At 69.9% G+C, this 11,602-nt stretch carries 5 protein-coding genes and 4 pseudogenes; 3 read left to right on the forward strand and 6 right to left on the reverse strand.

From position 1 onward, the window contains the following. Positions 1 to 693 precede the first annotated feature (693 nt). On the reverse strand, positions 694 to 1,008 hold the full coding sequence (locus ACWGI8_RS28550) for an SHOCT domain-containing protein (protein WP_453665192.1): 315 nt from the start codon (positions 1,006 to 1,008) through the stop codon (positions 694 to 696). A 354-nt stretch (positions 1,009 to 1,362) separates the two neighbouring features. On the opposite strand from ACWGI8_RS28550, the gene ACWGI8_RS28555 reads away from it, so the two are divergent. Then, positions 1,363 to 1,902: a DinB family protein gene (locus tag ACWGI8_RS28555; RefSeq protein WP_453665193.1), complete on the forward strand. Its 540-nt coding sequence runs from the start codon at positions 1,363 to 1,365 to the stop codon at positions 1,900 to 1,902. 339 nt (positions 1,903 to 2,241) lie between these two features. Here the strand turns inward: ACWGI8_RS28555 and ACWGI8_RS28560 are convergent. Then, positions 2,242 to 3,015, reverse strand: a pseudogene (locus ACWGI8_RS28560) (APC family permease); the annotation flags it as partial. A 198-nt stretch (positions 3,016 to 3,213) separates the two neighbouring features. Between ACWGI8_RS28560 and ACWGI8_RS28565 the strand changes: the two are divergent. Next, a complete protein-coding gene (locus tag ACWGI8_RS28565; protein WP_453665195.1) occupies positions 3,214 to 3,768 on the forward strand; it encodes a hypothetical protein in 555 nt (184 codons plus the stop codon). A 34-nt stretch (positions 3,769 to 3,802) separates the two neighbouring features. Here ACWGI8_RS28565 and ACWGI8_RS28570 read toward each other — a convergent pair. The 3 genes and pseudogenes from ACWGI8_RS28570 to ACWGI8_RS28580 all read right to left on the reverse strand — a co-directional run. After that, positions 3,803 to 6,350: pseudogene (locus ACWGI8_RS28570) on the reverse strand (ATP-binding protein). Positions 6,351 to 6,418: 68 nt separating this feature from the next. After that, positions 6,419 to 7,105: a response regulator gene (locus ACWGI8_RS28575; RefSeq protein ID WP_453665196.1), complete on the reverse strand. Its 687-nt coding sequence runs from the start codon at positions 7,103 to 7,105 to the stop codon at positions 6,419 to 6,421. A gap of 124 nt (positions 7,106 to 7,229) precedes the next feature. Further along, positions 7,230 to 8,456, reverse strand: a pseudogene (locus ACWGI8_RS28580) (universal stress protein); the annotation flags it as partial. A gap of 2 nt (positions 8,457 to 8,458) precedes the next feature. On the opposite strand from ACWGI8_RS28580, the pseudogene ACWGI8_RS28585 reads away from it, so the two are divergent. Then, positions 8,459 to 9,643 (forward strand): annotated as a pseudogene (locus ACWGI8_RS28585) (cation:proton antiporter); the annotation flags it as partial. A 17-nt stretch (positions 9,644 to 9,660) separates the two neighbouring features. Here the strand turns inward: ACWGI8_RS28585 and ACWGI8_RS28590 are convergent. After that, positions 9,661 to 11,229 carry a hypothetical protein gene (locus ACWGI8_RS28590; RefSeq protein ID WP_453665197.1) on the reverse strand — a complete coding sequence of 523 codons (1,569 nt, stop codon included), beginning with the start codon at positions 11,227 to 11,229 and terminating at the stop codon, positions 9,661 to 9,663. Between the last annotated feature and the right edge of the window lie 373 nt (positions 11,230 to 11,602).

Raw genomic sequence — 11,602 nt, forward strand, 5'->3', positions numbered from 1 at the left:
GTACGAGGATGATCCTCCGCCTTGCGATCGCACGCACCAGACGCCGCGGGCCCCGCCCTTCGGGCGGACGGCGCTACTTTCGCAACACGCCCTAGCCGGCGGCCGGTGACGTCGAACTCGGCGTACATACCGGCCAGAAAGTGACCGGCGACGCTGCAGACCGGCTCGTAGCGGCCGGGCTGCAGCATCAGCGTGGCCCATCCCGTCGTTCCCGGGGTGATGCCGTCACCCGTGCCCGCGGCGCAGCTACGTGACGCCTCGCCGAGGCTGCCTGTCTCATCGATTCAGCCATCCGGACCGGTCGGCCGCTACCCCTGGGAGCTGGCCTGTGGAAAGCGGCAGCACCAGCACCTCGTGGGAGAGACATCCGGCGTCGAACGCGCGCAACGACACTGTCCCCGCCGCGACAGTGATGTGGTCAGCGACCATGCGCATTGTGCTCCAGCCGCGGTCTGGACCGTTGGGGCCGCCCATCATGCCGGGCCCATGTCGGCCAAGGTCCCGCTCACCACCTGGCCGGGCAGCAGGGAAGCTGTACATCGCGCGGCGCGCGGCGCCTGCCAGGACCGACCGCGGGCGGCGAGCAGCGGAAGGCCCCGGTAGCGGCGAGCAGCGCTGTCGTGGCAATGCCCAGCAGGAGCGCAGCGGCTGCCCGGGCCAGGGCCAGCCGCATCCGGCGTCGGCGGTTCGCGTTCACCCCTGCTCCCGCAGTAGCGCGAGCCGACGTCTGTACTCGTCCTCATCGATTTCCCCGCGAGCGAACCGCTCGGCGAGCAGGTCCTCCGCTCGCCTGCCTCCCCACCCGCGCTCGCTGGAGGGAGGAGGCGGGCCAGGCTGGTGACCGCGGTGGGCGCCGGTGAGGTAGTGGACGAGGGCAACGATGCCGACGATCACCAGTGTCCATAGCAGCACCATGACCATGGTCATGGCCAACCAGCCGCCCCAGCCCCAGCCGCCGTCGTCGTCCCACATCATGCCGATCACTTCCTCCGGCTGGTCCGCGTGCACCCCCAACTCCAGCGTGAGGGAGGAACTGCTTCGACGGAAACGGGAAACATGGCTCCCGTCACTGGGCCGAACGGCCCCCGGTGGGCCCATGCCGGCATCAGGGCATTTCAGCGCCATATGTCGAGGACGGCTCCTCAGGTGGCTGCTGGGCGAGTGACCGCCGCGGTGCCCACGGACGGCGGAAGCCGGTCAGCCACCCACCACGGTCGACGCGGGCCCAGCGCACGATCTGACACGGACGTTCCTCAACCCGCGGCACTCGCTGGGCCGCGCATTCAGGGTGCCGCTGCTATTGGTCCCAGCCTCCTCACCGGGCATCATCACAGCCAGATTCCCGACCGAGAGCAGCAGGCCATGGCGAGCCCACACCCGATGGACCGGCAGGCCGTGTACGACGACTACGAGCGCGCCCGGCAAACCTTTCACCGTCTGCTGGAGGCCGCCTCCAAAGCCGACCTGGCCCGGCCCACAGTCGGCACCCGATGGACCAACGAGCAACTCCTGTGGCACATGCTCTTCGGCTACATGCTGCTCCCGCCGCTGCTGATCCTGGTGCGCCTCTTCGGGCGTCTGCCCCGCAGCGTCAGCAGAATGCTCGCTCGACTCCTGGACGCGGCGACGGTCCCGTTCGACTTCGTCAACTATGTCGGACCCGTCGGAGCGGTGAAGCTCTACGGGCCACGCAGGATGGCCGCCAAATTCGACCGCGTCATCGCCTCCCTGCACCGGCGACTCGCAGCGGAGTCAGAGGCCGATCTTGCGCGCGGCATGCACTACCCCGTCCGGTGGGACCCATTCTTCCGCGACGTCATGTCGCTCGCAGACATCTATTGCTACCCGACCCAGCACTTCGACTTCCACCACCGCCAGCTCACCCTCGAAAACAGCAACTGACCCCTGAATACCCAGCCGGTTGAATCACCGCGCCTTAAGCCTTGGGCGCGCCGGCAGCCGGTTTCCCGCCCAGGATTCCGAGACGGACCACCCGCCCACGTGAACGACGCGGGCGAACAGCTCATTTGACCGGCCCTCGCAGCGAATTGACCCGCACTCCCGCGCTGACCGACACGCACGCTGAGAGTCGCCCGGTTTTCAACACGGGAAGCCGGCCGGGCTGTCTGACATGGACATCGGGGAGTGCCGGGCACCACACCGGCGGGCGGCGGGGTCGCGTTCGGCGATGTGCCGGGCGACCGCGTCGACGCCGGGGCGGGCGTACCGCTCCAGGGAACGGACGGAGGCGTGCTGAGCACGGCGGACGGCCGGGGTCCGGAAGGAGGGTAAGGGTTTGGCGATCACCTCGACGCCGGTCAGCGCCGAGCAGCCGGAGGCGAACGCATTGAGCAGGAGCAGCGCGCCGTCGGTGGTGGCGTTGTCCGCGAGGACGGAGGCGTGCCCGGCGGCCGCCTCGGTGGAGACGGGTGCGGACCGGAAGAGCCCGACCGTGATCAGCACCAGGATCGAGCCGACGAAGACGACGGTCGGTGCGATGAACGCCTTCGCCGAGTCGACGATGCCGCGCAGGTTCACGCCGGTGATGAGGACGAGGACCGCGAGGCAGAGCCAGAGCCGGTCGTCGTACAGCTCGGGGAAGGCCGAAGTCAGCGCGGCGACACCGGCGGTGACGGCCACGGCGACGTTGAGGACGTAGTCCAGGACCAGGGAGGCCGCGGCGACCAGGCTGGTGCGGCGGCCGAGGTGGTTCTTGGCGACCGCGTAACTGCCGCCGCCGTCCGGGAAGGCGGCGATGACCTGCCGGTACGAGGCGACCAGCACCGCCAGGAGCGCGGCGATGGCCAGCGTGACGGGCAGCGTGAAGCCGAGACCGTGCGCGCCCGCCGCGGCGAGCACGAGCACGATCGCTTCCGGTCCCTAGGCCACCGACGCCATCGCGTCGAGCGACAGCGCGGCAAGACCGGTGACGGCGGTGAGCTTGTGGCGGTCGCCGGTATCCGGGGGTTCCTCGGCGCCGACAGCGTCGGCGTCTCCCTTGGCCAGAACAGTCATGCGGATCAGCGTGCAGGCCCGTTCTCCGGGCCGCGAGCAGTCCTGTCGCATTCTTGGCGCAGGTCCGGCCCATCTTCACAGAGCATCGGCGCCAGCCACGGTCACCTCACGTCAGACAAGCGTCAAGACTGGCGGCCGCAGCGCCAGCAACGCGTCAGGATCCGGGATCGCTGAGGGCCGCGAGCATAGCGTCGCCTCATGGGACGGCGCATCCAGGTACGCCATTTGTGGCGCTCCACACCAGCACCCGGCACCGTGGCACACGACACGCACTGGGCCGGTGACCTCCGGCAGGCCTTCTGCTGTGCGGCGCTCCTCCTCGGGCTGCTTCTCGTCGTCGACGCGGGTAACGGCACTCTTGGCGTCGTACGTTGCGCCTTGTGGACCGGGACGGCACTGCTGCTCTTCTTGATCCTGCTGCCGGCGAGGGTGGCGGCCGGCCACGATTGGCTCGAGACTCGTAACCTGACGCGGACTCGGCGTGTACGGACGGACCGGCTGGTGACGGCCCACTGGTCCGATGGCGTCGCGCAACGGTTGGTTCTGAGGGACGCGGACGGCGGCCACGTCCAGCTGGATCCACGTGTGCTGGCCCTTAATCCACGGCTCTGGTATCTGCTGGACGAGGGCGCCCGTGTCTCGCGGGACCGTGGAACGCTGCAGTGCGGCGGCGCAGCACTGCAGCAGCTGTCCGGGCGGATCGACGCGGAGAACGCCAAGGCGATCTTCAGGATTTCAGGGCTGGACGACTGATCGCTCGCTGTGCCTGCCGCACCACCGCGGCCCGTCAGGAGACGGCCGTGCTCGGTAGCTCGGGGCGGGCCGGCTCCTGGCCGGGGGCTGTCTGCACGGTAAGGATCATGGTGAGGCCGCCTCCCGGGGTGTCCTCGGCTGTGAGCGTGCCGCCCATCGCCTCGGCGAAGCCGCGGGCGACGGCGAGGCCGAGGCCGACTCCGGAGCCGCGCGGGGCGTCGCCGTAACGCTGGAAGGGTTCGAAGATCCGCTCCTTGGCCTCGTCGGGGACGCCGGGCCCGCGGTCCACCACGCGCAGCTCGACGCGGTCACCGAGCGCACTGCCCGAGACCAGCACCACCTCGCCGTCGGGGCTGTACTTGACGGCGTTCTCGACGATGTTCGCGACCGACCGCTCCAGCAGGCCGCGATCGACGGCAACCATCGGCAGCGTTTCCGGGATGTCCAGCTCGATGCTGTGGTCCGGTACACCGACCAGGGCCATGGGGACGACCTCGTCCAGGTCGGTCACCCGGATGATCGGGGTGACGATGCCGGTATCCAGCCGCGACATGTCGAGGAGATTGCCGACGAGATGGTCGAGCCGGTCCGCCCCGTCCTCGATGCCTTCGAGGAGTTCCGCCCGGTCCTCCTCAGACCATTCGACGTCGTCGGAACGAAGCGAGGTGACGGCCGCCTTGATACCCGCGAGCGGGGTGCGCAGATCGTGACTGACGGCGGCCAGAAGCGCGGTGCGTATGCGATTGCCCTCGGCGAGCTTTCGGGCCTCCCCGGCCGCGCCGACGAGGCGCTGCCTGCCGGTCGAGGACCACGGCCGCCTGGGCGGCGAAGGCGCCGAGTACGCGCCGGTCCTCGGCAGGCAGGACACGGCCGGACAGGGCCAGCGCCATGTGGTCGCCGACGGGCATGTCCACGTCCGCGTCCTCGGGTCGGGTGACCGGATTCCGGCCCACGCTCCCTGCGCACACCCACGGCTCGACGTCGCTCTCCCGCTCCAGTAGGGCCACGGACTCCATCGCGAAGGTCTCGCGCACGCGTTCCAGCAGCGCTTCCAGACTCGTCTCGCCGCGCAGAACATTGCCGGCCAGGAAGGACAGCGTCTCGGACTCGGCGCGCAGCCGGGCGGCCTGGTGGGTGCGGCGGGCCGCCAGGTCGACCACGGAGGCGACCGAGATCGCCACACCCACGAAGATCACGAGCGCGACGAGGTTCTTGGGGTCGGCGATCGTGAGCTCACCGACCGGAGGCGTGAAGTAGTAGTTCAGCAGCAGCGATCCGAAGGCCGCCGACGCCAATGCCGGGAGCAGCCCGCCGAGCAGTGCCGCGGCCACCGTGAGCGTCAGGAACAGCAGCATGTCGTTGGCGAGGCCGAGATCGGCGTCGACATGGGTCAGCAGCAGCGCCAGCAGGACCGGGCCCACGGCACCGGCCACCCACCCCCAGATGATCCTGGAGCGGCCGAGGCGGGCACCGCGGGCCACGGGCAGCCCCCTCCCCCGGGCGACCTCGTCGTGGGTGACGATGTGGACGTCCAGGTCGGGCCCCGACTCGACGGCCACCGTGGCGCTGACGCCAGGGCCGAAGATGTACTGCCATGCCTTGCGGCGGCTGGCCCCGAGCACGATCTGGGTGGCGTTGACACCGCGTGCGAGCTCCAGCAGCGCCTGCGGAACATCGTCGCCGACCACATGGTGGAACGTACCGCCGAGATCCTCGACCAGGGTCCGCTGGACGGCCAGTTCCTTGGGCGAGGCCGACGTCAGGCCGTCGCTGCGGGAGATATAGACGGCGAGCACCTCACCGCCGGCCCCCTTCTCGGCGAGACGGGCAGCGCGGCGGATCAGGGTGCGTCCCTCTGGGCCACCGGTGAGACCGACGACGATCCGCTCGCGGGAGCCCCAGATGGTGGAGACTTGGTGTTCTGTCCGGTACTCCTGGAGATACGCGTCGACCCGGTCCGCCGTCCACAGCAGCGCCAGCTCGCGCAGGGCGGTCAGGTTCCCCGGGCGGAAGTAGTTGGACAGGGCCGCGTCGACCTTGTCGGCCTTGTAGATGTTGCCGTGCGCCATCCGGCGGCGCAGCGCCTGCGGCGACATGTCGACCAGCTCGATCTGGTCGGCCCGGCGCACCACCTCGTCGGGGACGGTCTCCCGCTGCCGTACTCCCGTTATCGATTCGACGACATCGCCGAGGGACTCCAGGTGCTGGATGTTGACGGTCGAGATGACGTCGATCCCGGCGGCGAGCAGCTCCTCGACATCCTGCCAGCGCTTGGCGTTGCGCGAGCCCGGCACATTCGTGTGCGCCAACTCGTCCACAAGGGCAACCGCCGGACGGCGCTCCAGGACCGCGTCGACGTCCATCTCGGTGAAGACCGCTTCCCGGTACTCCAGCTCCTTGCGCGGGATCTGTTCCAAGCCGTGGAGCATCACCTCGGTGCGCGGTCGGTTGTGGTGCTCGACGAAGGCGACGACGCAGTCGGTACCGCGCTCGACCCGACGGTGGGCCTCGGAAAGCATGGCGTACGTCTTGCCGACGCCTGGTGCCGCACCGAGGTAGATCCGAAGCTTGCCGCGTGCCATGGTTTTCGATTCTTTTGCGTCGAGTGGGCGAGGGAGCTGATGTGTGCTGCCGGGATATGGCGAGGGTTTCAGGCCTCGAAGCGGTATCCCATGCCCGGTTCGGTGATCAGATGCTGGGGATGCGAAGGGTCCGCTTCGAGCTTGCGGCGCAACTGTGCCATGTAGACGCGGAGGTAGTTTGTCCTGCTGCCGGCGTAGTGACCCCACACTTCCTCCAGCAGCTGCCGCTGACTGAGGAGGTGGCCCTGGTTGCGGATCAGCAGCTCCAGCAGGTGCCACTCGGTCGGGGTGAGACGTACGTCGCTGTCGCCGCGCTTGACCCTCTTCGCGACGAGGTCGACGGTGAAGTTTTCGGTGGTAACGAGCCGCGTGTCGTCAACGGCGGTGGCGGTGGTCTCGGTGCGCCGGACGGCGGCACGCAGCCGGGCCAGCAGCTCGTCCATGCTGAACGGCTTGGTGACGTAGTCGTCGGCGCCGGCGTCGAGCGCTTCGATCTTCTCGTCGGAGGTACGGCGAGCGGAGACCACCACGATCGGCACCCTGCTCCAGCGACGCAGGCCCCTGATCACATCCAGGCCGTCCACATCGGGCAACCCGAGGTCCAGCAGAACCGCGTCCGTCGGGGCCGCGGCGGCGAGCCGTAGGGCGGTGGCGCCGTCGACCGCGGCTTCCACCTCGTACTTGCGGGCCTTCAGATTGATCGTGAGGGCCCGGACGAGCTGGGGATCGTCCTCCACGACGAGCACCCGGGTCATCGGTGTGCGGCCTTCCTGTTGTGGGAGGTTGGTACTTCGGTCAGGGACTGGGTGGTGGCGGGGATGCGCCGACGGGAGTCGGCGTCCGAGAAGACTTCTCGGACTGCCGGCTCCCGCCTGACGCAAGGAACAGCAGCGCCTCGCTGGTGAGGTTGAGGGTTCCGCGGAAGCGGTCCAGCAGGAAGGTGAGCAGGAGAGGCAGGAGCAGACCCGCCACGGGTCCGGCGACCAACCGCGAGGTGGGCAGCGTACGCCGCCGGGAGGGCAACAGCCGGCCACGCCCGGCCCGCTCGTGCGTAACCATGTGGACGTCGATGTCGGCGGAGAGCGCGACAGCCGTGTCACCGATACCCCGCCCGGTGAGGAAACGCTCAAGCCGACCCCGCCGGCTCGTGCCGAGGACGAGCTGGGTCGCGTTCTCGGCACCGGCGAACTCCACCAGAGCGGTCGGCACATCGTCACCCACCACCGAGTGATAGCTGCCGCCCACGCTCTCGACGAGACGCCGCTGCCGTGCGAGCGCGGAGTGCGAGGCTCCCCCGGCCAGCCCGTCGCTGCGTGCGACATGGACCGCGAGCAGCACACCGCCCTGTGCCGAGCGGGCTGCGATACGGGCGGCGCGGCGTATCAGCGTCTCGCCCTCCGGCCCGCCGGTGAGCGCGACCACGACCCGCTAACGGGTCTCCCACACACCGCCGATGCCGTACTCCGAGCGGTATTTCTTCAACGCCTCGTCGACCCGGTCGGCAGTCCAGAGCAGGGCGAGTTCTCGCAGCGCGGTGAGATTGCCCTGCCGGAAGTAGTTGGCGAGCGCGGCGTCGATCTTCTCGGGCGGGTAGATGTTGCCGTGGGCCATCCGGCGGCGCAGCGCCTCCGGTGGAATGTCCACGAGCTCGATCTGGGTGGCGCGGCGTACGACGTCGTCGGGGACCGTCTCGTGCTGCGGAACCCTGGTGATCTTCTCGACGACGTCGTTGAGGGATTCCAGGTGCTGGATGTTGACGGTGGCGACGACGTGGATGCCGGCGGCCAGCAGTTCCTCCACGTCCTGCCACCGTTTGGCGTTGCGGGAGCCCGGCACACTGGAGTGGGCGAGTTCGTCGATCAGCACGACGTGTGGGCGGCGCCGGATTACGGCGTCGAGGTCGAGCTCGGGGTACGTACGGCCCCGGTAGACCCGCTCGGCCCGGGCCAGTACTTCCAGGCCGTCGAGCCTCGCCTCGGTGTGCGGCCGGCCGTGGCACTCCGCGTAGCCGACGACTACGTCGGTGCCGCGGGCGGCCCTGCGCCTGCCCTCGTCGAGCATCCGGTAGGTCTTGCCGACGCCGGGGGCCGCGCCGAGAAAGACCTTTGGTGGCCGTGACCGCGCTCGGCAGGCGTCTCGCGCTGCCGCCCCGGGTCCAGGTGCTGGTGCAGGCCGAGAGCCTGTTCAACGACGCCACGTCCCTGGTGCTGTTCCGGGTCGCGGTGAGTGTCGCGGTGGCTTCGTCGGCGGTCTCCTGGGGGTCGGCCGGCGGCGAGTTCGCGCTGCTGGCGGGCGGCGGCACCCTCATCGGCGCGGGCGTGGCCCTGGTGGTGGGGGTGATCCGCCGGCGCACCGAGGACCCGGTTCTGGAGACGGTGATCGCGCTGGTGACTCCGTACGCCGCCTACGTACTGGCCGAGTCCGCGCACACTTCCGGGGTCACCTCGGTCGTGGTGGCCGGGGTGATGCTGGGCGGGCGCGGCGACCGGCTCACCAACGCCCGGATCAGACTTCAGCTCCATGCCGTCTACGGCACGGTGGTCTTTCTGCTGGAGAGCGTCGTCTTCAGCCTCATCGGCCTCGCCCTGCCGACGCTGATCCGCGAACTGCCGGAGGGCTACGGCCTGTGGCCGCTGCACGCGCTCGCCGTCGCCGTCGCCCTCGTCGCCGTACGGATGGTGTGGCTGTTCCCGCTCTCGGCAGTCATGCAGCGCAAGGCCGGCACGCCGGAGCCGTCCTGGCGAGTGCCAGCGGTACTGACCTGGGCCGGGACCCGCGGTGTCGTCCCGCTGGCGGCCGCGCTCTCCATCCCGGTCGTCGCAGCGGACGGCACGGTCCTCACCCAGCGCCCTTTGGTGCTCGTGCTGGCCACCTCGGTGGTGGTGGTCACGCTGATCGCCCAGGGGTTCACCCTGGCGCCCGTGGTACGCCGCTCCGGCATCGCCCTCGAACCCGCCCACACCGAGCGGGAGGAGGCCGAGGCAAGATGCCGTCTGGCGGACGCGGGGTTGCGGCGAGTGGACGACCTCTCCGAGCTCGAAGCCGTACCGGATGTGGTGCTGGACCGGCTGCGGCGCGGTCTTCAGGCACGTCTTGAGCATGCCCGGGACCTGCTCGGCGAGGCGGATCCCGCCGAGTCCGCGGACCATGTGTACCGCCAGTTGCGCCGCGAGCTGATACGTGTCGAGGCTGCGGAGCTCCAGCGGCTGTACGACGCCCACCGCATCAGCGACACCATCCGCAGACGGCTTCAGCGCTCACTGGACCTGGAGGACGCACGGCTCGCCGACGTGGGAGGGCCGGCGGTCGGTCAGCGGAACTCGGAGAGGCGTGGGCGCAGCCCGAGGACCGTGAGCACGCCCGCGGCCAGCAGGGCGGAGACGGCCCAGGGCATCAGGACCCTGACGGCGCCCCGGCCCTCCCGTACCGCGCCGTCGAACGCGTCCCGGTTGATGCCGGTCACCTGGTCCAGCGCCTCCATCCACTCGCCGAAGTGGGCGTTGGACATGCCGGGTTCCCAGCTGATGCAGAAGGCAATGGCCTCGCGCTCCTTGCCCTGGGCGACCAGGGAACGGATCGTACGGTCGTCGCGCTGGTAGACGGCGTACGTCTCGACGGTCCGCTCGGCCGCGGCACGCTCGCCGGTGAAGGTGATGTTGTCCAGCTCGCGGCGGAACTCCCCGGTGAAGACCCGGTCCTCGTGGTCGGCACGGTAGCGGTCCCAGGTCTCGGCGAGCTTCTCGTCGTGCGTGGTGAGGTCCGCACCGTCGATGCCGTACAACAGCTGTGACTTGTCGAGGAAGCTCTGCTCGTAGGCGGCTCGGCGGGAGGAGTCGAGGAGATAGCGGCTCTCGTCGGCGTTCGCATCGTACGCGATCGCACGGGCGCGGGACAGGGCGACGACGGAGTCGAAGGCGTCGCGACGGGCCACCCGCAGCTGCTCGGCGGAGGCGGTGAACAGCTGGAGGCCGAGGACGAGGGCGGTGAGGACACAGGCGGTGGCGGCCAGCAGGCCCGGGTTGACGACGCGGTGGAAGCGGCGGGCGACGTACCACTGCAGCAGGACGAGGACGGCGAGGAGGGAGAGGCCCAGCCTCAGCAGCACCCCCGACTGGGTGGTGAGGTCGGAGCGTTCTGCGTCGTAAGTCGCCTCGAAGGCACCGTTGTTGGACTCGACCAGCTTCCTGGCCTCGGGCAGCAGACGGTCCGCTAGGAGGTCGGTGGCGGCACGATAGTCGGCGAGGGCATCCGCCTTGCCGCCCGCGCGGCCGTCGTTCTCCCGCGCGCGTCCGAGGAGTTCCTGGTAGCGGGCGAAGTCGTCGGTCAGGGACTCGACGGTCCGCTGGGCCTGCGCGTCGCCCTCGGCGGCAACGGCGAGCGTGCGCAGTTCCCTGCTGATGGTGTGCCGGGACTGCTCGTAGAAGCCATTGGCCTTGTTGTACGGCACGGCCATGCGGCCCCTGCCCGCATCGCCGCTGGACAGAAGGATGTTGGCGGCCTGCGCGTCCATGTCGTTGAGGGCGAGATCGAGCTTCGTGGCGCTCACGGTCCGCGGGGCCTGCTGGCCGGCCACCCTGTCCCAGGTATGGGATACGGCGAGCCCCGCCACGAGGACCAGCGCGACGCAGGCGGCGGTGAGCAGCAGCGTGGCGGTGCGCAGCAGGCGTAACCGGGCGGGCAGGGTGTCCCAGTAACGGCGGCGGAACGATTCTGCCTCTGCGGCGAGGCGGGCTCGCGGACGGGGGCCGTCCGGCCGCGGTCCCCCTCGTGACCGCAGGCCGGGACGGCCCCCTTGGGGAACAACCGTCTGTGGCACGTGCTCCGCGCCCGTCCGGGCCCCCGCCTCCGGACTGCGCGTACTTCCGGCGGTGATGGTCACTCGCCCTCCAACCCACGCCACGGACGGCCGTAGCGTCCCCGTGCCGATCAGTCTGCGATCGGTTTCGGCCACGGACGGCATCTGTTGACGCGGTCCTGACGCTCTTTCACCCCTGTTTGACGCGTCCTTGACGGCCATTGCCACATGGCCGTTAAGAGCGCACAAGTTCGCCCCGCAACAGGCCCTTTGGGGGCCATCGGAGCATTAGATTCCTGTGCGGCCGCCGGAGACCGTGGACGTCAGTGGCATGAGGATCCGGCCGAACCCATCGGCCAGGTCTCCGGCGGACGAGCCGCGGCGGCGTCTCGTCCCGTCGTCACGCCGCCGCGCGATCCATGTGCCGCCCTGCCGTCGCCGGGGCCCAGGCGACGGC

It is taken from the genome of Streptomyces sp. NPDC054841 (genome assembly GCF_053611045.1).